The following is a 21,871-nucleotide window of genomic DNA, read 5'->3' as shown; positions in this document are numbered from 1 at the left end:
CACTGATCTCATAACTATTTGATTTTTATAAGCCTGCCATCAATTGTGCTTGACGTAGTTCTAGTTGACGAACATCTCTTGGCAAGAAACGACGGATTTCATCTTCATTAAAACCAACTTGGAGTCGTTTTTCATCAATCATGATCGGACGACGCAATAATCCTGGGTTCTCTTGTACAAGTGTCAATAAATCTTTTAGCGGCAGGTCATCTAGATCCATGTTCAATTTTTGAAAAACTTTGGATCTTGTAGAGATAATTTCTTCTGTACCATCTTCTGTCATTTGTAAGATTGCTTTTAATTCAGAAATATTTAAAGGTTCTGAGAAAATATTTCTTTCAACAAAAGGAATCTCATGCTCTTGCAACCACGCACGAGCTTTGCGACAAGATGTGCAACTTGGGGAAGTATATAGTGTCAACAACGTGCATCTCTCCTTTTTTAAATTCCATTCGCAAGTTCTGTTGTCTTGCTTGATTTTAATTATACAGAACTATTTTAAAAAAATCTAGTGTAAATTTTGTATTTTTTAATAAAACTCTCAAGTTATATTAAAAGAGAAACCTCTCAAACAAAAGCTTTCACAAACTTTACATCAATTTAAATGAGAAAAATCAAATTTTTTTTTAATTTCATTTCTTTTGTATAACAGTGTGTCAAAATTGTATCATGAACCATAGATTTATTTAAATCACTCTAGTGATTTAATTCTATCGTTTTTTAATTTTGATAAAATATTCGATAATATCTGACTCCTCTATACAAGTTTCTTTCTATAATACTAGTACTCTCTCATTGGTCTTTACCAATCTTTTTTTACACCTAAAACTCGTTAAAGACTTACAAACAAAGAAAAGAACTTGTTATTAAAAGATTTCAAAAAAACGGAAATCTGTATTATCACGTATTCTATTCCAAGTCATTAGTGGCTCATTATGAGTGAAAAATCATTTCATCGGCAACGAATATGACAAATGTTACAAACAAAGAAAGCGTTTGATAAGTAAATCCTAACAAATCTCTTTGAAGAAATCAGCGATATCCACTGAATATGTTTATTTGCATATAGACGAAAAAAGCGATCGAAGTCGCTTTTTTCGTCTAATTTTTGAACTGGGCATCATATAATGCTTTGTAATGTCCCCCTGTTGCTAACAGTTGCTCGTGGGTTCCTTCTTCCAAGATCCCTTTATCGCTGACAACAATGATCCTTGTCGCATGTTTGATGGTAGCCAAACGATGGGCAATAATCAATGTGGTCCGTCCATCAGCTAATGAGTTCAATGATTCTTGAATCACTTGTTCTGTTTCTGTATCCAACGCAGAGGTCGCTTCATCTAAGATCAAGATTGGCGGATTTTTTAGAAACATTCGGGCAATCGCTACCCGTTGCTTTTGACCACCAGAAAGTTTGACCCCGCGTTCTCCAATGACTGTTTCCAATCCTTCAGGCATTTGGTCGATTACTTGTTCTAAATGAGCGAGTTTCACGGCTTGAGCAATTTCTTCTTCTGACGCATCCAATTTCCCATAAGCAATGTTTTCTCGAATCGTTCCCGGGAACAAGAAAACATCTTGCTGAACAGTTCCGATCTGGCCCCGTAGTGAGGCAAGCGTCATGTCTTGGATATTGATTCCGTCAATCGTGATCTGACCCTCAGTTACTTCATAAAACCGCGGCAGTAAATTGCAAAGCGTTGTTTTTCCAGAACCGCTTTGTCCCACAAAAGCGACAGTCTCGCCGGATTGAATCGTTAGATCAATATGGTTCAATACCTTCGTCGCATCTGCATAAGCAAAGGAAACATCTTGATAAACGATATCGCCTTTTAGTGCGTGTACATCGATGGCATTTGGCTTATCTTGAATCGCCGGTCTCTTGTCCAGCTCTTCTGTCAGGCGTTTGAAGCCAGCAAATCCTTTCGGATAGCTTTCAATCATGGTATTGACCTTTTCGATTGGCCGAACAAAGACATTGGATAACAAGATAAATCCAACAAACTGTCCATTCGTCAATTCCCCTTTGATCACGTAATAGGCCCCAAAAATCAAGGCAAACAAATTGATCAGTCGAATCAGAAAGTAATTATAGGCAGAACTGATTGCCATCACTTTATAAAAGACGATTTTTGAACGACGATAAAGGCCGCTCAGACCGTCAAATCGTTGATGTTCAAACGTCTCATTGGCAAAAGACTGAGTCACGCGAATGCCGCTGACTGCTGCTTCTACCCCAGCATTGAATTCACCTAGATTGTCATAGATCTCTGTATTGACTTTCGTCATTTTCTTATTGAAGAAAACCAGTGCAATCGTAATCAATGGAATCAGTGCAAAAGTAGCAAGTGCAAGTTGAACATGCATATTGAGCATCAGCAAGAATGAACCGATCAATGTCATGATCGTAATAAAGACGTCCTCGGGACCGTGGTGAGCAACTTCTGATATTTCAAACAAGTCAGTCGTTAGCCGACTGATCAAACGTCCAGTTTTTTGATTGTCATAATATTCAAAAGACTGTGTCTGTAAGTGTCGGAATAATTCTTGACGCATATCTGTCTCGATATTGACACCCAATTTATGGCCATAAAAGACCACGATATATTGCAAGATCGTATTGACCAGATAAAATAAAAATAGCCCCAAACAAGCGAGCAAAATCAGCCGAAAATTGTTCTGCGGCATAATCTTGTCGATCACTTGATTCACGGCAACTGGAAAAACCAATTCAAGCAGCCCTGCAAAGACAGCACAAGTAAAATCTAAGACAAACAATGACCGGTATGGCCGATAATAGCTAAAAAACCTTTTTAACACACTTCCTCCTCCTTTTCATTAATCTACATTATAAGCAAGTCTTTCTGGAAAAGCAAAATGAGAAATCGATTGAAAAGGGTAAAATTCACTCAAATTTGAAAAAGCGATGAGACCAAGGATTTCTAAAATTAGTAAATAAAACCTTTATTTATCAAGCTTTAAGCCCTTTTTTTCTCTCAAGATATCCGCTATTATATGTTCGAAAACAAAATGAAAATTTTCACTACATTTGAAAGGCGTGTCTCTTTTGCTTAATGCGATAATCTTTGATGTCGATGATACTTTATACGATCAACAACAACCATTTCGAAATGCGGTTACAACCATCATACCTGAAGTAGCAACAACAGATCTCCATCCTCTTTATATTCGTTTTCGCGTACATAGCGATGACCATTTTGGAAAAGTCATCTCAAAAGAATGGACATTAGAAGAATTTCGTACCTTTAGACTATGTCAATCGCTGATTGATTTAGGCTACTCTCCTTTATCAAATGATGCTAGCCGATTGTTTCAAGCGACTTACGAGACAGAGCTAGACAACATCCAACTTCATCCAGCCGTAGAAGAAACTCTCAATACCTTGGCTTCATTACCTATCAAGCTTGGAATCATTACCAATGGCCCAACAGATCACCAACAAAAGAAAATCGATCAATTGGAATTGACTCGCTGGATCCATCCAGAATACATGCTGATTTCTCAAGCAACAGGGTACCAAAAACCGGATATTGAACTTTTTCAGCTTGCTGAAGAACGGTTTGATTTAGATCCCTCACGGACATTATACGTGGGAGATAACTTTGACAATGATGTCTTTGGCTGTAAACAAGCGGGATGGCAAGCCCTTTGGCTGAATCATCGCCGACGCCAAGCTCCCGAAATCAAAAATTGTCACCCTGACTGTACGTTAACTGCTTTTGAAGAGCTGACAGAGGGTATCTTATCCTTTACAGATGCAGTTGTGATGGCTCGCTAAAAACTAAGAGACAGCTATAGATGCAAATCTTCGCATCCTAGCTGTCTCTTGCTTTCGTATCAAGGGTTTTGTTTTCGCTGAATCTATTCTTCACCAATGCTTAAAATCAAGCGAATATCTTCTTCCGTCATTTGGTTCAGCTGGGCTTCATTCCCTTGGATGACTTTTTGGAATAGTTCCCGCTTTTCTTGTTGCAAAGCATCCATTCGTTCTTCAATGGTTCCTTCAGCGATCATTCGCCAAACTTCCACAACCTTTTTCTGACCGATTCGATGTGCCCGGCCAGCGGCTTGTTCTTCCACTGCAGGATTCCACCATAAGTCATATAAAATGACCGTATCCGCCCCTGTCAGATTCAATCCAGTTCCGCCGGCTTTTAATGAGATCAAAAAGACATCTTTTTCTCCACTATTAAAAGCATCGACCATACTCAAACGGTCTTGAGGAGGAGTGCTTCCTCGTAAATAGAAGGTTTCAATTCCTTCTTGAGCAAGTTCTTCTTCAATGATCGAAAGCATGCTTGTAAACTGTGAGAATAAGAGCACACGGCGGCCGTTTTCTTTTGCTGCTTGAATCAGGTCTTTGACCTGTTCTAGCTTGCCTGATGTGCCTTCGTAATCTTCCACAAACAATCGCGGATCGCAGCAGATTTGACGCAAACGAGTAAGGCCAGCCAAGATGCTGATACGATTTTTGCGAAATGCTGCTGTATCCATTTGTGCGATTTCTTCCCGCATTTGGCGCAAATACGCAAGGTAGATTTTTTTCTGCTCTTCTGTCAGTACACTATAATAATTCGTTTCTAACTTCTCTGGCAGATCTTGAAGAACGGATTTTTTATCGCGTCGCAATATGAATGGCTTGATCATTTTTGCGATCTCTTGTGTCGTCAATTCTTTGTAGCGTTGTTTATTTGGGAAAAATCCCGGCATGATCATCTCAAATAAGGACCACAACTCTTCAAGATTATTCTCGATGGGTGTCCCACTCAATGCAAATCGATGGGGAACATTTAAAGAACGCAATGCTTGTGCTGTTTTGGTTCCGCTGTTTTTGACCATTTGCGCCTCATCCAAGATCAAATACGCTAAACCTAATTCTTGGTACTGGTCGATGTCCTGCCGTAAGCTGGCATAAGATGTGATGCGGACATCTGCCGGCAGCTGTAATTGGCTGCCGCGTTCCTCCCGAGAACCACTGATCACCACCGACTGGATCGTTGGTGCAAAGCGTTTGATTTCTTGCTGCCAATTATACGTCAAACTCGCAGGTGCAACGATCAGAGCATTCAACTGTTGCTTCTCTTGCTTTTCAGACAACAAGTAGCTGATTGTTTGAACTGTCTTCCCTAATCCCATTTCGTCTGCAAGTATGCCGCCAAATTGATACTGACTCAGCATCTTCAGCCAACGAAATCCGACTTCCTGATAGTGTCTTAATTGCGCTTGGAGCTGTTGAGGCAATAGTGCAGCAAATTTTTCTGGATGAATCAAATCTGTCGTCATTTGTTTGAATCCTTGACTAAAAGTTGCTTGGTCAGCTAGTTCTTCTTGCAAATACAATCCTTGATTCAACGGAACTTGTAACGTACCTGACTGAGATACAAAGGCTGTCCGTAATTTTTTCAGCGCGGCGCTTGCTTCTTGAAAGGCTTCTGTTTCCAGTGAAAGAACTTGCCCATTTTCTGTCGTGTAAAAACGATCAGCCTGCAACAAACTCCGCAAGACAGCATCGATCTCCGATTCAGCGATCCCGCTGACATCAAAGTGAATATCCAGCCAGGAACCATTTTCTTCAATTTCGATCGTTGGACGGTACTGCTGTGCATCTAAGTAAAGTTCCCGCAATTTTTTGCCGATACGTACTTCTCCTAGTTGACGCAGTAAAGGAATTTCACGAGTGAAAAAGGCAAACAATTCTTCCCCTTCCGGTAGCGCTTTGAACCAATTTTTGGTACTTTTTTGATACTTCATTCTTTCAACTACTTGTTCGATCCGCTTTTCCTGTGGGTAATCCCTTAAAATCTCTGGATGGGCCTCAGGAATCACTTGATGCTTTTCGTCAGTCGAAAAAGTCACTTCGCCATAATTGAAATCAATTTGCAAATCGATCTGACCTTTGATTTTACGCAGTGAAAAAACAACGGCTAACGGACTCTCTTGGATCTCTGCTCCGACCTCTTTTGTGATCTCTACCGTGCCGATCTTGCGTAAATGAGGCAAAACTTGCATAAACAAGTTGGACAGTTCCGCTTTTGGATAAATGATCGTTGGTTCTTCAAAGCGTTTGAATAATTGCTGCATCGTCAAATAGACTTCTTTTTGGTCCATCGTCAATTCAACGATCGTATCGCCTTGAAGGCCCCAATTGTAATAGCTCAGCAAGTGATCAAAATCCCTCGTCAAAGATAACGGAAATTGACCGTGTTCTTTTTGAACACGAAAATGCAGCGGCTTGCCTTCAGAAAAAGTCACTTGACGAAGTTTAGCGTTGCCAATCGTTAACTGCATATAAGCAGCGTTCATTTTCTCTAATAGTTCTTTCCCGTATTCAACTGGCAATAGCAAATACTTTTTGTCTAGTTTGCCTTTCACTTGGATGCCAGCTTGTCCAATCAGCTGCTGTGTCTGAGCAATGCCTAGTAAGCGGATCAGAATATCATTGTTGGTTTGGTCAAATGCTTCACTCGTTAAAAGAAACTCTGTTTGTTTGTTCGCCAGATAGCTCTTTTTTTCTTGATAGACTTGCAAAAATTTATAGATATTTTTGACGACATATGTCTTTGAAGTTCCCCGTTGACCGACTTTTAGTGAAATCCCTAGAACATCCATCTCCTGGTGGTAAGGGTTCGTGGTCAGATTTTCGACACGATATTCAATTTGCAAAGGAGTGATCGTCCGCTGTCCAGACTGCAATCGATTGAATCCCTGAGAAAACATCTCCGAAGCCGAAAATGCGGCTTTTGCTGGCTTTTTTTCTTCTGTGATTTGTCTTGTTTTACCTTGCTTTCGTAAATAAAGTTCAACAGCTATAGTGTGTTTACAATAGTGATGTTCTTCCCAATAGGGGCATTGGCAATAATCGATCTCTTTAGCCGTCGCATCAAGATCGACTAAATATAGCTCACTTCCCAAGACTTCCGCATGCCATACCTTTCTCTCTGGATCTGGAATAACCGATAGGACGCGACCTTCATTTAGATAGGTCCGACCTCTTTCAATGACTTTTTCTGGAATACTCCATTTCATATGCTTCTGATTCCTCCTTTCTCTAAAGTTTTGTACGAATTTTGCTTTGTCCACTGCCATCTGTTTGAACAACGACTTGCTGCAAGATTCGCTCTCTTAATTCTCTTACATGACTAATGATCCCAATCATCCGCCCTTCATTTTCAATCATTTCTAATGCTTCCATCGCCATTTCCAACGATTCTTCATCTAATGAGCCAAATCCTTCGTCAATAAACAACGCCTCGATCTCGATGCCTCCCGAACGATTTTGGATCACATCAGCTAATGAGATAGCCAATGCCAATGCGGCAATAAAACTTTCACCACCCGATAAGGTATGTGCTCGCCGAAGACTGCCAGCATTATCATCATAGATATCGATCTCCAACCCTGTCGAGCTTCGATAGCTCCCCACTTTGTCTGCCAACTCGAATTGATAACGTCCTCTTGTCAACCGAGCTAGGCGAACATTCGCCACTTCTAAGATCTCTGTTAAAAATCGTTGCAGAACATAGCGTTCCAAACTGGTCTTCTTTTCATTTTCTCCATTGATGACTTCTGATAGTTGCTGTAAATGGCTGATTTTTTCTAATTGCTTGGTGTTTTGTTGATAGATTATCTGCAATTCTTCAAGTAATCGCTGATTTTGCTTGATTTGTTCTTTTCCTCGGATTACTTGTTCTTGTAATTGTTCTACCGCTGTTTCAGACTGGTCTACTTGTTCTTGCAAGACTTCCAAGTCAGGCACAGCTTTGTTTTGCAAAAATTGTGCCAGTTCAAGCTGTCGCTGTTGAACAAAACGTTGTTGTTGTTCATAGGTTTTTATCGTACTGCGTAGCTCCTGGCGTTCCTCAAGATCATTGAGCAGACTGCGCATCTGTTGTTCGGTATATGCCGCAGGCAAGACTTCTTCCAAGCGTTCTTGGGCTAGCTGAGCAGCTTGTTGCTTGTCGGCTAGAAACTGTTGCAGATTTCGTTGCTGCTCTGTCAGGATCGTATACTGTTCCTTCAAACGTTGCTCTTCCAACTGATCCGCTTCAATCAGAGCTGCTAAACGAGACGATTGTGCTGCTAGTTGCTCCTGTTCCTCGTTCAACTGCTCCAGAGATACTCCCTCCGTTTGCTCTTTTAGTGAGGACAGCTTTCCTTCTTCCAAACGTAAAGCGTCACTAGCAGTCTTGAGACTTGCTTCAAGTGCTGTCAATTCTTCTGTAAGATGTTGGCTGTTTGCTTGGACCTCTGTCAATTTCTGACTGTCTAGAGCAAATTGCTCTTTCAACTGCTGATTGATTTGTTGGCATTTGAAATAGGTGGTGGCAATTTCCTTTTCAGTCAATCCTTCTGCCAGCAATGGATCAGCTGGTTCCTTGCCAACTCCTTCTTTCAGGACTGTTTGACCTAGCATATTTTCCATCAACGGCTGGAGGATTTCTCGCAGTGTCTGATACGTTGTCTGTTGTTTTTCCTTCAACGCGCTCATTTTTTGTTTAATTGTTTGAAACTGGTCATTGACTTGTTCTAGCAGCAGCAAGTTCGTCGAACGGTCTTCACCAACTTGTTGCAGCTGATTCTCCAAAGATTCAAGTTGCTGCTCGCTATCAATGATTTCTTCATTACTATACTCTGTATGTTTTTGAGCAGCGGGGTGTTCAAAAGAGCCACAGACCGGACAAGGTTCCCCCTCCACCAATAAGAGACTTAAACGAGCAATCTGCATCTTGGCATTTCGACTTTTTTCTTGCACCAATTTTTCAGTTAACTCATCATATTTACTTACTAACTGCTGCTGCTCCTCTTGCAATTTCCGCTGCTGGTCTGTTAGTTGCTGTTGGGTATCAGTCAGCTGCTGCTCCTCTTTTTTCAACATCTGCCATTGGTACAATAGATTTTCTCCACGAACCAGTTGGACTTCCTGTACTTGGTAGATCGAATGCTTTTGGATTTCTTCTTTTAATCCTTGCTCCTGCTTCATAGCAAGATTTTGCTGTTCTTTCAGATGCTGCGCTTGTTTTTCCTGTTGAGTCACCGTTTCCTGCAAAGAAGCGACCTGTTTTTCTTGTTGCTGAACTTGCTCGGCTAATGGTTTTAACTGTGCCAGTATTTGTAAACGTTGCTTAGCTGCCGTATGTTCGTCCTTTCGATCTACCTGAACTTCTCGGCTTTTGTCCCATATCTCTTGAGACTCTTGCCATTGTTCTAATGATTGCTGATTGAATGTAAGTTGTTGAATAGCCTGTGCTACTTCAGCTGTCCGCTCATCTTTTTGGCGTAAGATTTCTTGATGCTCACTCGCCCAATCTAGCTGCTGCAGCCGCAGCTTATCGTCTAAAATTTGACTTTCTTTCGCAGCTAGATTCGCTGCCTGTTGGCTGAGTTCCTGTTGCTCGGCAAGTGCTTTATGGATTTCTTTTGCCAAATAAAAAGCTTCCTGTGCGGTCTTTTTCTCTTGCTCCGCTTGGGATTTTTTTGCTTCAATTGTTTGCTGATGACTTCGTTGTTTCTCAAGATCTGTCTGCCAGTACGCTAATGTCTCAACCAACGAAACCGGAGCAGCCGGTTCGGTCCACTCAAAGCGTGTGACCAAATGATCCGCTGCCGTTTGTTGTTTTTCAATTTGTTTGGTTTGCTTTTTGACCTGTTCTTTCAGCCATTCATTGAAGCGCTGATACATTTCCGTTCCAAAAATATTCCGCAAAACTTTTTCTTTTTCATTACTGCTGGCGATCAAAAAATTGCGAAATTCTCCTTGAGGCAGCAAAATGATTTGGAAGAATTGTTTGGCATCCAATTGCAGCAGATCTTTGATGAAGATATCTACTTCATTTTTTTTGCTGATTTGTTTGCGCTCTTTTCCTTGCTGATCATAGATCGTCAACCGTACCTTAGCTGCTTGATTCGTGACTCCATCGCCGCGTTTTTTGGCTAAGACTTGTTCGGGACGTCGTTCGATCTCATAGTGCAAATGTTGATGGTCAAAGGAAAAACGGACACTCGTCTCTTCTGTGGGGGAAGCGAATGTCGAACGCATTTCTTTACCGGACCGCAAATTTCCGGAAGTTTCTCCAAATAATGCAAATGTCATTCCATCAAAGATCGTCGTCTTGCCAGCCCCGGTTTTCCCGCTGACTAGAAACAAACCACCTTCTTGAAAGTCGCCAAAATCCAGTTCCTCATGAATGTAGGGACCAAAGTTTTTCATGATTAATTTTCTTGGCTGCATGACTGCTCTCGCTCCTTCTCTCCACCCGCTGTCAAACCTGTGAGCCATTTTTGCTGCTGCTCATTTAACGGTTCTCCAGTCATTTCTTTATAAAAATGGGCGATCACCCGTTGCGGATCCTCCTCATCGGCTAATGTCAAATTTTTCTTGCTGACGATTCGCCCACTTTGCCGCTCCACAGATAAAATTCGAGGATAGACCCGCCGTAATTGATTCATCATATTAGGAATTACGGCTCGATCCGTTAACGTGAAGTGTAAGAAGGCCTCTCGATCCACTTGCCGATAAAAGGCAGGATCAAGCAATGTTTCAAAAGAAGCAGTGTATTGCTGAAGATCTCTTTTCGGCCGCAACGGATAAAAATGCCGCTGGTCCTTTTGAGTATCTACGATATAAACACCTTTCTCATTGGTTATTTCAGACAATGAAAATTTCAACGGAGACCCGCTATAACGGATTCGTTCATGATTTAGCGCAGTATTTGCATGAAGATGTCCTAAGGCGACATAGTCAAACCCTTCAAAAGCCGTTGTCGGTACACTATCCAATCCGCCTACTTGAATTTTGGTTTCCGAATCCGTCTGGCTTGAACCAGCTACAAAAAAGTGAGTCACCAAGACTTGTTTTTTCGTAGAATCAAAATACTGCTTCATCTCTTGAAGGACCCGAGTCACCCCTTCTGCGATCGTTGTGATTTTTTCATCAAAAAACAAACGCGCTTCGATCGGTTCAAAATAAGGTAACAAGAAAAACTGGGTGTCAGAAAATTCAATCGGCTCAATACTTTCTTCAATGGAGGTCGTTAGGTAAAATTGCGTATTTTTGAACCATGGACTGCCAGTTTCAAGTCGTGTCGGACTATCGTGATTACCAGAAATCGCTAGTAAAGGAAACTTTTTTTCTAAATTGATTTTCGCTATTTTCTCATTTAAACATTTCACTGCGTCAACGGCTGGCACCGTGCGATCATAAAGATCCCCAGCAATGATAATTGCATCTACTGATTGTTCTTCCGCCAGATCAATTATCTGGTCAATAATGTAACTTTGATCTTCGAGAAGATCATAGCCGTGTAATTTTTTACCTATGTGCCAATCTGCTGTATGTAAAAACCGCATATACCCACCCTCTTAAAAATATCCTTCCCATCATTATACCACTTTACGATTATGAATTGAATGTATCAACGTGATCTTCTCGTTCCCAGACAATTGAGTCCTTCTTTTTCCAAACGGGTTCTCACACTGATTTGTCAAATTAATGAAATTAAATTTCCTTTTACAAAAAAATCATTGAAATGCAATTACACATACACTACAATAAAGACGAGGTTGAAACCGAATACATTTCCGCCCAAGTTCATCTAATTTGGTTTCGACAAACACAAAAGAAAGGAGGAGAAACAATGCTTGGAATTGGACTCATGTCTGGAACTAGTTTAGATGGTGTTGATGCCGCATTAGTAGAAATCGATAATCATTCACAGCCATCTATTCGTCTGTTGCATCTGACGACTACTGCTTTTTCCCCCGAGCTGCGCCAAAGAATAAAACAAGCCTGTGACCCGGAGGACTCTTCTGTTTCCTTGATCTGTCAGTTAAATGTTGAGCTAGGCTATGCCTTTCTCGCTGCTTGTCGTCAGGTCTGCCAAGAAACAGCAGTAACCGAAACTAGCATTGACTTTGTTGCTAGCCACGGACAAACTATTTGGCATGCACCCTCGGAAAACCCGCTTGTTTCCAGTACGTTTCAAATTGGAGAGCCGTCAATCATTGCCTACGGACTCGGAACAACTGTGGTTGCCGATTTCCGCGCGATGGATATGGCTGCTGGTGGACAAGGAGCACCGCTTGTACCTTATACTGATTATCTCTTGTATCGTTCCCCTGATAAAACCCGCTTATTGCAAAATATCGGTGGGATTGGAAATGTGACGGTCCTGCCGAAAAATGGCACATTAAGTGATCTTGTCGCCTTCGATACTGGTCCTGGAAATATGATCATCGATGAACTGATGCATCAATTATTCCAACTTCCTTACGATGCTGAAGGAAGGATTGCTCAACAGGGAACCATTATTCCTAAATTGCAAACACAATTAAGAAATCATTCCTATTTCGATCAAGCACCCCCTAAGAGCACTGGACGGGAACTATTTGGTCAAGCATTCAGTGATCAACTATTAGCAGATTTTTCTGCAGAAAAACCAGCAGACTTAATAGCAACAGTGACCGATTTTACTGCCTACTCGATTGCCGAGAGCTATCGGCGCTTCGTTTTCCCACTTGTTGAAAGCGGACCCATTGAAGTGATTTTAGCAGGCGGCGGCGCGCATAATTCAACACTAAAAAAAATGCTGGTCAACTACTTACCCGTTGAGATTACAGTGATTACCCAAAATGATTTAGGTTGGTCCAATGATGCGAAAGAAGCTATGGCATTTGCCCTTTTAGGATACGAGACCTTACAGGGACATAAAAATAATGCTCCTGCCGCGACTGGTGCCAAACAATCCGTGATTCTGGGAAAGATCATCCCAAATCCATTTGGTCCCATAGGAGAGCGGAATCACCCAACATAACTTTATCAATTCAACCATATGAACGTTTTCACAGGAGGTTAAAAAATGTTAGATAAATTTACACAGTTCATTGAACGTCACCTGGCTGGACCAATGGAAAAACTGGGGAGTCAACGGCATTTACGGGCGGTCCGCGATGGGATCGTCTCTACTTTGCCACTGATTATCGTCAGCTCATTTTTTATGATTTTGGCTTTTCCTCCCCTGCCACAAGACTGGGGAATCTATCAATTTCTTTCGAGCCATGCGACCACGATCTTGCTTCCTTACCGCATGACGATGTACATTATGAGTTTATATGCCGCATTCGGGATCGGCTTTAGCTTAGCCCGTTCCTATAAACTCGATGGTCTCTCTGGTGGTATCTTAGCCACCACAGCTTTTTTATTGACTTTCACGCCAATAAATATTCCCCCCGAAGCTTTGGAGGCTGCTGGTACAGCCGGATTTGTTTTACCAATGGCAAACTTGGGCAGTGCCGGGATGTTCGTAGCGATCATTACATCGATTTTAGCTGTGGAGATTTATCGTTTGACGGATAAATCTAAATTTAAAATCACGATGCCGGAACAAGTCCCTCCTGCTGTTGCTCGTTCTTTTGAAGCTTTAACGCCAACATTGATCATTATTTTAGGTATGGGGGCAATCACCTATTACATTGGCTTTGACTGGCATACCATCGTAGCAAAAGTTGTTGATCCTCTAGTTAGCGCAGCCGATAGCTTGCCAAGTGTCTTATTGATCACTTTCTTAACGACATTCTTTTGGTCCTTTGGGATCCATGGTGCCTCGATCGTTGGTTCACTGGCACGGCCGTTATGGCTGCAATTATTGGAAGGCAACACCACTGCGTTAGCTTCTGGCGATGTGATTCCCAACATTGCTGCTGAGCCATTCTACCAATGGTTCATTTGGATCGGCGGCGCAGGGTCAACCATCGGTCTGGCGATCTTGCTTGCTTTTCGTACAAAATCCGAATTCGGATCAAAACTAGGAAAAACCGCATTGATCCCTGCTATTTTCAATATCAATGAGCCGCTGATTTTTGGGACGCCTATCGTCTTGAATCCAATTTTGATTCCGCCATTTATCATTGCACCATTAGTCAATGGTGTAATTGCCTGGGTAGCCACCTCGGCTGGTTTAGTCAACAAAGTGACCGTCAATGCCCCTTGGACATTGCCAGGACCAATTGGTGCCTTTCTTGCAACAGGCGGTGACTGGCGAGCAATCGTCTTAAACATTCTTTTGATTGTACTTTCCATCCTCATTTATTATCCATTTGTAAAAATCTATGACAAAAATGAATTGGAAAAGGAAAATCAACCAGTCACTGAATAACTCTTGATGAGCTAAAAAAGGAGCCTCTGTCTAACAGAGACTCCTTTTTAAAATTTTTTTGAGCATACCAATAAGGAGCTGCTTTTCCTAGGTAAGAAGCACGAAGCAACCCTACTTTAGAAATTAGAAATAAGACTATGTTTTAACGCAGTGTTACTATTCTAACAATCATTAAGGGAAATTATTATCTTTCCCTTAATGCACCTTTAAGAAATTTACAAACTATTTATATAAGATATCTATTCATTTTATTCAATAGGCAAATTGTGCTGTTTCAAGAAAGATAGCTTATCCCAGTAGCCTCTTTGAAATAAAATTTTATTATTTACTATTTGAAAAAAACCGCAACCTCTCAAACCTAATGGGTCACGCCACTCTAAAATTGCCCATTGTCCATCTTCGAAAATGTTTTCAACGATACAAACCATTTCTGCGTTAGAGAAGTCTTGTTCAAACATTTTCTTTATAGCCTCTTTTCCAATAACTGGCTCATTGGCAACCTGATGGTTTATTGCATTGTCATCATATAATTCTGAAATAATTTCTACATCCGCATGATTAAATGCGTCAACCCATTGGCAAAGTATTTCTTTTGGCTTCATATCATTTTACCTCCTCGATGTGTAAAAATCTTCATTTTAATTTGCACTATAAAACAAGTATCTAATTGTATTTATATATTCTACTTTCACAAATAATTTTTGAACATCTGAAATCAAAGAATTACTATTTGCCCTAATAGGCCCTCTAAACCTGTAACTAATCCCTTGTTATTGATTATCTTATAGCATATCCTCAAAAAATTATCAAGTTCAATATTTATTTAAAACACAGTCAAAAATAAAAGAAGAAACGCATCAGCGTTCCTTCTCTTCTACTTCATAAACAAAATTCGGATCTATTTCTTGGTCGAGCTTTGTAAAAGCACCTTGAATGCGGCGTTCCACTTCTGCTAACCCTTCTTTATCCATTTTCTTGATATCACTGATATCGATCGCCTCCCCAAAACGAACGGTTACTCGTCGACGTTTAAATAAATCTTTTAGCGTTAAGGGACCTTGATAAACAGAAGGAACGATTTTTACCTTCGCCATTTTGGCGATCAGTGCCATGCCACCCTTCAGCGCGGTCGAATGTCTTGTTCCGCTAGGAAACATAATGAGACTCAGATCTGTATCTTTTAAGATTTTCACCGGTGTTTTGACAGCACTCGGCCCTGGTTTGTCACGCTTTACCGGAAAAGCATTCGCATGAATCAAAATAAAGCGCAAGATTGGATTCTTAAACAATTCTTCTTTTGCCATAAAGCTGAACTTTTTGGGACGAGCAGCCACCGCCAGATACAACGGATCCCACCAGGTACGGTGAGGTGCAACCAATATGTAATTTTCATTTTGCGGCAAAGCCTCTTTGTTTTGATATCGGGCGTTCCCGTTGATCAAAAACAAAATGACCCGAACCACGCCTCGCATAAAGCTAAAAAACATACTCACTTTCCTTTCCAGTTTCTTTTATAAGTATGCAAAAAAACGCTTCAAATGACAAGCCTTTTTTGTCGTTTCCGATTATTCTTAATCGTAGTATAATACAAAGGAAATGAATTAGAACAGGAGTATGCTTTCATGTTGCAATCAAACGAACGCATAGATCAATTATATGCGGAAGATATCAAAATCATCCAAAGCAGCGAGGTCTTTTCTTTCTCCCTCGATGCCGTCTTGCTAGCTAACTTCCCAACGATTCCCAAACGGGGACGAATCGTTGATCTGTGTGCTGGAAATGGTGCAGTCGGCTTGTTTATCAGCCGTAAAACTTCGGCTCATATTTACCAGATCGAGCTGCAGGATCGGCTGGCTGATATGGCCCAACGCAGTGTAAGCTTGAATGGGCTTGAGGAACAAATAACGGTTTACCCAATGGATTTAAAAAACATCTTTACCAAAATCAAACCGGACTCGGTGGATCTCTTGGTCTGTAATCCGCCCTATTTCAAAAATGTTCCCACTGCTGTTAAAAATCCCAATCCTTATCTGGCGATTGCTCGCCATGAAATCGAGACCACATTAGACGAGGTGGTCTACACAGCCAGTAAAGCGCTGAAAATGAATGGGCGCTTTGCTATGGTTCACCGACCTGATCGTTTTTTGGATATTTTAGACTGCATGAGAAAATATCGAATCGCACCCAAACGTGTCCGTTTCGTCTATCCCAAAGCAGGGAAAGACGCGAATATCCTATTGATCGAGGGCATCAAGGATGGTAAAGCTGATGGTTTCAAGATTGCCTCACCGCTGATCACTTATCATGCGGATGGGAGCTACAGTGAGGAAGTGAGTCGGATGCTTTATGGCAGCTGATACGCATTACTTCTATGTATTGCTCTGTAAAGACAATACCTTTTACGGTGGTTATACCACAGATTTGATACGCCGCCTGCATCAACACAATCAAGGCATTGGAGCAAAGTACACTCATCCAGCTAGTCGTCGCCCCTTACAAATGATCCATGCGGAAAGTTTTGCTACCCGTAGTGAAGCCACAAAAGCGGAAGCTGCCTTTAAAAAACTGGTGCGCAAACACAAAGAACGTTATTTGACTGAACAGAAAGAAAAAAATGTTTTGAATGCTCAATCTTCAATGGGAAGTAAAGACATCACAAAAGGATAGATGAATCGGATGATTCACCTATCCTTTTGTCTCATGTAATGACATTTTTTATTGGTTTCCAGGGACTGCCCAAGCTGTTTGACTTTTGCCAAACTCTTTTGGCAAGATCCCATCAATGGATTCATAGACTAACTCTTTTTTGCTCTCAGGCAAAACGATGGCTGTTAAATAATTGTTTGTTTCTGTAAAAAAACCGATGTCTGCAAAAGCGGACTCAATCAGATGGTATTGGACACCTTGCAGCTCAGCTTGTTCTTGTTTCGCAAAGATTGGCTCTTGGCGCAAATAGTAATACTGTTCTCCTAGTTTGAAATACACAGAGTTGTGCGCAATACCCAGAAATTGGATTTCTCGGCTAACCGGTTCTGCTTGATAGATCCCCAGAGAAGGAATGGCTTCACTTTGGATTCGCTGATAAGCCGCCAACGTGCTCTGATCATAATATTTATATCCGATAAAGCGTTTTTCCCGATCGCGGATATTTGGCGTAATTTGTGCATTGTCATTTTTAAAGTCGTGAAAAAAATGATCTCCTAACAAGAAACCGCCGCCGCAAAGCAACAAAACTACGACAGGCAGCCAGATCAAACCCTGCCGCCGGTTCTCCCGATACAACAAAAGGATCAGCAAAAGTAAAAGCGCCACTAATCCAACGACTAATAAAACCGGAACGATTGAATAATAAAAAAACTCACTTTTAAGCCACATTTCTGCTGACATGAATGCAATCATCGTCTACTCCTTTTCAGTTCAAATAAGCACCTATCATCAACCCAATAAAACTAGCCGTCAATCCTACAATGTACGTACTGAAAAAATAAAGATAAAAGTACTGGCGATTGGTCTTTAGCAATGTAAATAATTCAATCGTCATTGTTGAAAAAGTAGTATAACCGCCCATGATCCCTGTTCCAAGCAAAAGATACAAGTGTTGATCAATCTGAAGACCGGCAAGAATCCCTAGTATCAACGCACCAGATAAATTAATCAGCAAAGTGGCTTTGGGAAAAGGATGTGGTCTTCGTTCAAAATAACGATTGATACCATAACGCAGGACAGCGCCCATGGCTGCACCAATTCCTACAACGATATATGCCATACTTACACCTGCTTTCTAACGAGGGCTTCGCCTAACCAGACAAAAAATAACCCGCCGCAAATCGACAGGATCAAATACCCCGCCGCTAACCCATAGGCTTGCTTTTGCAGCAACTGCACCGTGTCAAGTGCAAAGGATGAAAAAGTCGTCAAAGCACCGCAAAATCCGGTCCCCATGCCCAAGATCAAACGTCCATTCAATTGTCTTTTCGTCATGATCTGCTTGACTAAAAAGCTAAAAATAAAACAGCCAATAAAATTAGCCAGTAATGTGCCTAAAGGGAAGATGCCCCAAGACGGCAATTCCGAAGCAAGAAAATAGCGTGCCATGCCGCCAAAAAATGCAAAAAATGCCACAACAAGTACATTCATGTTGATCCTTCTTTCTAAAAGAAAAAGAACCAAGTTCATAAAACCTTGGCTCTTCTAGAAAATGATTATTTCGCGCGTTTGATGTACGTACCTTCAGAAGTATTGATTTCTAGAGATTCGCCTTCTTCGATAAAGTCAGGTACATTGACGACCAAACCTGTTTCCATCGTTGCTGGTTTACCTGAGCCAGTCACAGTCGCACCTTTGATTGACGGTTGTGTTTCAACAACTTTCAAGATGACTGATGATGGTAATTGAACCCCAATCACTTCACTGCCGAAGAATTGGATCTTCACTTCCATGTTTTCCAGAATGTATTTCATTTCTTCTTCTACAACTTCAACCGGAATTTCATATTGTTCATAGGTTTCCAAGTCCATGAAGAACGCTGTATCGTCCATAGTATACAAATATTGAACAGCTTTCGTATCAATATGAGCTTTTTCAAATTTTTCTTCTGGACGGAATGTTGTATCATAGGTTGAACCTGAACGAACATCGCGCAATTTCATACGCATGACTGTATTCCCTTTACCAGGTTTATGATGGCTGGCTTCTAATACCTTGATTAGTTTGCCGTCTTGCACGAATGTCATTCCTGCTCTTAAATCACTTGCATTGATCATAATGGTTTATTCTCCTTCGTCTTAGATAATCCTTGTCTATTGTATCAAAAAAACTGGCTTTGTTCTACAAAAATCAGTCTTGTGATCGGACAAGTTTTCGCCGTTTCTCCATATAATGAGGATCATACTCATCCGTTTCAATATAAATATACATTTTTTTATCCGGCATGAAGCTGCGGATCTTTGCTTCGATCTCGTTAATGATTTGATAACCGATCTCCTCTTGTTTTGCTGTGATATCAATTTTGGCAGCGACTAAGATTTCCGCAGGACCTAAATGAACGGTTTTGATATCCAATAATCGATCGACATCTGGACGATCAAAGGCTTCTTTGATCAGTACAAGATCTCTTTTCGTCACGCTTTCGCCAATCAATAAACTGTAAAATTCTCGTGCCAAAAAGATAGCAGCAATCATCAACAAAATACCGATCAGCAAGCCACTGAAAGCATCAAAAAACGCATTGCCAGTGACCATTGTCAAGATCGTTCCACCCATTGCCAAAATCAAGCCAATCACTGCACAAAAGTCTTCGGTAAAGATAATCAAGATCTCACTATGGCGACTTTCTTTCAAAAACCGATAAATAGGCTGCTTTTCTACGTTCAAGGTCCGAATTTCTTTGATCGCGATCCACAAAGAACTACCTTCTACAACTAAACCGAAAAGCAAAATACCAATCACTAGCCAAGTATTACCAACTTCATGAGCAGGATGCAGCAGCTTTTCAAAAGCTTCCATTACACCTAGAGCGCCCCCACCAAAAAACAGCATCATCGCTACGATCGTACTAAAGAAGTATTTCGCGCGTCCTTCGCCAAATTGGTGAAGTTCACTTTGCCCTTTCGTTGCTCGTTTATCACCGATCAACAGAAAGATTTGATTGCTGCAATCGACCACGCTGTGAATACTTTCATTCAACATCGCCGCACTGCCGCTCAATGCGTAGCCGACAAACTTGCTGATGGCAACTAAAATATTCGAGATGAGTGCTGCTATCACCGCCATCATGCCGTTTGCTTGTTTTTCCATTCAAATTCGCTTCCTTCCAAACCAAATTCTTGCCTATTATATCTCAAAAAAGGACCGTCGCACAGGAGAGAAAAAGAGCTATTCCTTTTTTTGTTCTTTTTTGACCCGAGCTTCTCTCCGACTGATTTTCTTCGTCCAAAAGCCGCCAGAAATATATTTGGGCTCATAGCTAATGATAAAGGCCCGTTCTTCGATTTGTTTGATTTTTTGAAACAGTTTCTTCTCGCTTTTGCGTTGTGAGAGAATTTCAAGGATCAATCGCGGACCTTCTAATTCTTCTCCGTAACTTTGAGTAACACCATATCCTTCTTGGCGTAAAATTTTTGGCAAATTCTTTTCTTCATCTGTATTCGTCGGTAAAATCACCGTGACCATCGTATAGCCTAAAGCTAGCTGATCTTCGATTTTGATTCCAACACTAACTCCTGCGGCGTAACCTAATGCATAAAACAGTAGGTTCAATGGATTGTCTAAGCGATCCAATACCATCGACAATCCTAATATATAAATCGTGATCTCGACCATACTGACCAGCGGTGCAATCAGCCGATACCCTTTCATCGTCAATAAAAAACGAATTGTATTCAATGTGACATAAGCCATATTGATAAAGAAGATCATCGCTAACATTTGCAAATCAATTTCCATCCCGTATCCCTCCTCTTTTAAGAATAGCAAATGCTTCTCAAAAGTGAAAATAATTGAGAAGTTGCCATCTGTTAGTCACCGTTTTCTTTCAACAAATAAAAACAAGGAGGACAGCTGCCGCTTCTTTAACGGAAATTGTCGCTTCAGCTTTCTTGATATTTTTTGAAAAGACTAGCGGTATTCTGAAGCACAAAACAACTATCCAAATCACAGATGATAGCGACTGGTTTTGTCAGCTTACTTCATCCAGCAAGCTAGCGCCACAGCTTCATCTACAATTCAGATAGTTGCTTTCTTTGTTGTTTAAATCATTATCCTTGTTTTATTAACGAATAACTCCCAACTGCTTGTTGAGCGAGAGATTCTCACGAGTGCCTTTGCTTATTTCAGTTGTCCTACTCATCAAGAGCGAAAGTAGCCATTTTTATTGCTTTCTGACTGCCCCTCTTCGATCATTCCTTCTAAGGAACGATCCAGAACAGCTCGCTTATCGCCGTTTTTTTTGTTCATGCCGCGAAATTCCCGCCGTGTCATGCCTACAGATTGCGGTCGATTGAACTTTCTGACCGTGGGATCATCGCCTTCTTTTACTTGGTAGGCTGCTGGCTCAGTATCAAAGAGCAAATAGGATTCGCGGGGTTTCTCCATTGAATCCATCAGTTCTTGTGAAGTGATCTCTTCTTTTTCTTGTTCAGGGATGATCGATGCAGGAATGTATTTGGGAACAAAATAAGATCGCCCAGAATACTCTTTCTTGGTCGGTGTTGGCGTTTCAGCCCGTTCTGCTTTACTCGTCACTTTATAAGAAGCACGTCGTTGATCATTGCCAAAAAGATTTGTTTTGCCGGTAGGTGTACTTTCCTGCAAAGGTCGTTTTCCATAGCTTGGTAAATTTGCCCGATGTTGCGCTAATTCTTCTTTTTGCCGCACACTATGACCGTAATTGGGGTGACTGGAAGGAACTTTCCGACGCAATGAGTGAGCAGAATCCTTTTCTTTGCTGCTCGTGCTAGGTTGATCCTTGATTTCTGTCAAAATCCAATCATCAGACTGACTGAAAACTTCCTTGTGTTCGGACTGCAGCTTTACACCTTCTTGATCATCATATGCTGGAAAACGGAAATGTTTGCGTTTCACATCTAAATAATTTGCCAATTCACTCATCCTCTGGTTGCGATTTTTTATAATCATATCATATTTCAGTGAATAATTCACGAAAGCTGTGGTGCCTTTTGGGAATATTCAATGACCAAGTGCAA

19 protein-coding genes are annotated in these 21,871 nt (G+C 41.1%); 5 read left to right on the top strand and 14 right to left on the bottom strand.

Features of this window, described 5'->3' with window-relative positions:
• Positions 1 to 25: 25 nt before the first annotated feature.
• On the bottom strand, positions 26 to 424 hold the full coding sequence (gene spxA, locus HED61_RS08730; RefSeq protein ID WP_003127030.1) for a transcriptional regulator SpxA: 399 nt from the start codon (positions 422 to 424) through the stop codon (positions 26 to 28).
• Positions 425 to 1,101: 677 nt separating this feature from the next.
• A complete protein-coding gene (locus HED61_RS08725; protein ID WP_005472341.1) occupies positions 1,102 to 2,817 on the bottom strand; it encodes an ABC transporter ATP-binding protein in 1,716 nt (571 codons plus the stop codon).
• 247 nt (positions 2,818 to 3,064) lie between these two features.
• On the opposite strand from HED61_RS08725, the gene HED61_RS08720 reads away from it, so the two are divergent.
• On the top strand, positions 3,065 to 3,796 hold the full coding sequence (locus HED61_RS08720) for an HAD family hydrolase (RefSeq protein WP_219645267.1): 732 nt from the start codon (positions 3,065 to 3,067) through the stop codon (positions 3,794 to 3,796).
• Between the two features lie 83 nt (positions 3,797 to 3,879).
• Here HED61_RS08720 and HED61_RS08715 read toward each other — a convergent pair whose 3' ends face one another.
• The 3 genes from HED61_RS08715 to HED61_RS08705 are packed head-to-tail and all read right to left on the bottom strand — an operon-like array spanning position 3,880 to position 11,364.
• On the bottom strand, positions 3,880 to 7,044 hold the full coding sequence (locus HED61_RS08715) for a DEAD/DEAH box helicase (protein WP_219645268.1): 3,165 nt from the start codon (positions 7,042 to 7,044) through the stop codon (positions 3,880 to 3,882).
• Between the two features lie 22 nt (positions 7,045 to 7,066).
• Complete coding sequence (locus HED61_RS08710) at positions 7,067 to 10,246, bottom strand: AAA family ATPase (protein ID WP_219645269.1); 3,180 nt, start codon at positions 10,244 to 10,246, stop codon at positions 7,067 to 7,069.
• A complete protein-coding gene (locus HED61_RS08705; RefSeq protein ID WP_219645270.1) occupies positions 10,228 to 11,364 on the bottom strand; it encodes an exonuclease SbcCD subunit D in 1,137 nt (378 codons plus the stop codon). Before HED61_RS08705 ends, HED61_RS08710 begins: the two co-directional genes overlap by 19 nt.
• 287 nt (positions 11,365 to 11,651) lie before the next feature.
• Here HED61_RS08705 and anmK point away from each other — a divergent pair, with 287 nt between their 5' ends.
• Positions 11,652 to 12,827, top strand: coding sequence for an anhydro-N-acetylmuramic acid kinase AnmK (gene anmK, locus HED61_RS08700; protein ID WP_003127023.1), 1,176 nt, complete (start codon positions 11,652 to 11,654; stop codon positions 12,825 to 12,827).
• A 45-nt stretch (positions 12,828 to 12,872) separates the two neighbouring features.
• On the top strand, positions 12,873 to 14,168 hold the full coding sequence (locus HED61_RS08695; RefSeq protein ID WP_003127022.1) for a PTS sugar transporter subunit IIC: 1,296 nt from the start codon (positions 12,873 to 12,875) through the stop codon (positions 14,166 to 14,168).
• Positions 14,169 to 14,416: 248 nt separating this feature from the next.
• Here the strand turns inward: HED61_RS08695 and HED61_RS08690 are convergent, their stop codons facing one another.
• Both HED61_RS08690 and HED61_RS08685 read right to left on the bottom strand, forming a co-directional pair.
• Complete coding sequence (locus tag HED61_RS08690) at positions 14,417 to 14,770, bottom strand: nuclear transport factor 2 family protein (RefSeq protein ID WP_003127021.1); 354 nt, start codon at positions 14,768 to 14,770, stop codon at positions 14,417 to 14,419.
• A gap of 255 nt (positions 14,771 to 15,025) precedes the next feature.
• Positions 15,026 to 15,655, bottom strand: coding sequence for a lysophospholipid acyltransferase family protein (locus tag HED61_RS08685; protein ID WP_060815402.1), 630 nt, complete (start codon positions 15,653 to 15,655; stop codon positions 15,026 to 15,028).
• Positions 15,656 to 15,790: 135 nt separating this feature from the next.
• On the opposite strand from HED61_RS08685, the gene HED61_RS08680 reads away from it, so the two are divergent.
• Positions 15,791 to 16,525, top strand: a complete 735-nt coding sequence (locus HED61_RS08680; protein ID WP_003127019.1) for a tRNA1(Val) (adenine(37)-N6)-methyltransferase — start codon at positions 15,791 to 15,793, stop codon at positions 16,523 to 16,525.
• Positions 16,515 to 16,835 carry a GIY-YIG nuclease family protein gene (locus HED61_RS08675; RefSeq protein ID WP_103299926.1) on the top strand — a complete coding sequence of 107 codons (321 nt, stop codon included), beginning with the start codon at positions 16,515 to 16,517 and terminating at the stop codon, positions 16,833 to 16,835. Before HED61_RS08680 ends, HED61_RS08675 begins: the two co-directional genes overlap by 11 nt.
• Positions 16,836 to 16,883: 48 nt before the next feature.
• Here HED61_RS08675 and HED61_RS08670 read toward each other — a convergent pair whose 3' ends face one another.
• The 7 genes from HED61_RS08670 to HED61_RS08640 all read right to left on the bottom strand — a co-directional run bounded on the left by HED61_RS08670 (position 16,884) and on the right by HED61_RS08640 (position 21,776).
• A complete protein-coding gene (locus tag HED61_RS08670) occupies positions 16,884 to 17,567 on the bottom strand; it encodes a hypothetical protein (protein ID WP_005472327.1) in 684 nt (227 codons plus the stop codon).
• A gap of 13 nt (positions 17,568 to 17,580) precedes the next feature.
• Positions 17,581 to 17,934 (bottom strand): fluoride efflux transporter FluC, encoded by a 354-nt coding sequence (locus HED61_RS08665; protein WP_005472325.1) that lies wholly within the window; start codon positions 17,932 to 17,934, stop codon positions 17,581 to 17,583.
• A 2-nt stretch (positions 17,935 to 17,936) separates the two neighbouring features.
• Entirely contained in the window at positions 17,937 to 18,305 is a 369-nt protein-coding gene (gene crcB / locus HED61_RS08660; protein WP_156247308.1) for a fluoride efflux transporter CrcB, read from the bottom strand.
• A gap of 65 nt (positions 18,306 to 18,370) precedes the next feature.
• Positions 18,371 to 18,931, bottom strand: coding sequence for an elongation factor P (gene efp, locus HED61_RS08655; RefSeq protein WP_003127013.1), 561 nt, complete (start codon positions 18,929 to 18,931; stop codon positions 18,371 to 18,373).
• Between the two features lie 73 nt (positions 18,932 to 19,004).
• Positions 19,005 to 19,964 carry a cation diffusion facilitator family transporter gene (locus HED61_RS08650; protein WP_113849890.1) on the bottom strand — a complete coding sequence of 320 codons (960 nt, stop codon included), beginning with the start codon at positions 19,962 to 19,964 and terminating at the stop codon, positions 19,005 to 19,007.
• Positions 19,965 to 20,042: 78 nt separating this feature from the next.
• Positions 20,043 to 20,612, bottom strand: a complete 570-nt coding sequence (locus HED61_RS08645) for a DUF2179 domain-containing protein (RefSeq protein WP_219645271.1) — start codon at positions 20,610 to 20,612, stop codon at positions 20,043 to 20,045.
• Between the two features lie 402 nt (positions 20,613 to 21,014).
• Positions 21,015 to 21,776 carry a hypothetical protein gene (locus HED61_RS08640; RefSeq protein WP_029486949.1) on the bottom strand — a complete coding sequence of 254 codons (762 nt, stop codon included), beginning with the start codon at positions 21,774 to 21,776 and terminating at the stop codon, positions 21,015 to 21,017.
• Positions 21,777 to 21,871 lie beyond the last annotated feature (95 nt).

This window comes from Enterococcus gallinarum, from assembly GCF_021496385.1.
GTDB classification, from domain to species: Bacteria; Bacillota; Bacilli; order Lactobacillales; family Enterococcaceae; genus Enterococcus_D; species Enterococcus_D gallinarum.
Note: the sequence above shows the minus strand (reverse complement) of the source record. Positions and strands in the feature narration are given on the sequence as shown.

Coding starts and splice junctions, on each gene's coding strand:
- HED61_RS08670 (WP_005472327.1), bottom strand. CDS start 17,567: ATGATTGCATTCATGTCAGCAGAAATGTGGCTTAAAAGTGAGTTTTTT.
- HED61_RS08710 (WP_219645269.1), bottom strand. CDS start 10,246: ATGCAGCCAAGAAAATTAATCATGAAAAACTTTGGTCCCTACATTCAT.
- HED61_RS08685 (WP_060815402.1), bottom strand. CDS start 15,655: ATGTTTTTTAGCTTTATGCGAGGCGTGGTTCGGGTCATTTTGTTTTTG.
- HED61_RS08690 (WP_003127021.1), bottom strand. CDS start 14,770: ATGAAGCCAAAAGAAATACTTTGCCAATGGGTTGACGCATTTAATCAT.
- HED61_RS08715 (WP_219645268.1), bottom strand. CDS start 7,044: ATGAAATGGAGTATTCCAGAAAAAGTCATTGAAAGAGGTCGGACCTAT.
- HED61_RS08650 (WP_113849890.1), bottom strand. CDS start 19,964: ATGGAAAAACAAGCAAACGGCATGATGGCGGTGATAGCAGCACTCATC.
- HED61_RS08645 (WP_219645271.1), bottom strand. CDS start 20,612: ATGGAAATTGATTTGCAAATGTTAGCGATGATCTTCTTTATCAATATG.
- HED61_RS08680 (WP_003127019.1), top strand. CDS start 15,791: ATGTTGCAATCAAACGAACGCATAGATCAATTATATGCGGAAGATATC.
- efp (WP_003127013.1), bottom strand. CDS start 18,931: ATGATCAATGCAAGTGATTTAAGAGCAGGAATGACATTCGTGCAAGAC.
- HED61_RS08665 (WP_005472325.1), bottom strand. CDS start 17,934: ATGGCATATATCGTTGTAGGAATTGGTGCAGCCATGGGCGCTGTCCTG.
- HED61_RS08695 (WP_003127022.1), top strand. CDS start 12,873: ATGTTAGATAAATTTACACAGTTCATTGAACGTCACCTGGCTGGACCA.
- HED61_RS08640 (WP_029486949.1), bottom strand. CDS start 21,776: ATGAGTGAATTGGCAAATTATTTAGATGTGAAACGCAAACATTTCCGT.
- HED61_RS08705 (WP_219645270.1), bottom strand. CDS start 11,364: ATGCGGTTTTTACATACAGCAGATTGGCACATAGGTAAAAAATTACAC.
- anmK (WP_003127023.1), top strand. CDS start 11,652: ATGCTTGGAATTGGACTCATGTCTGGAACTAGTTTAGATGGTGTTGAT.
- crcB (WP_156247308.1), bottom strand. CDS start 18,305: ATGAATGTACTTGTTGTGGCATTTTTTGCATTTTTTGGCGGCATGGCA.
- HED61_RS08675 (WP_103299926.1), top strand. CDS start 16,515: ATGGCAGCTGATACGCATTACTTCTATGTATTGCTCTGTAAAGACAAT.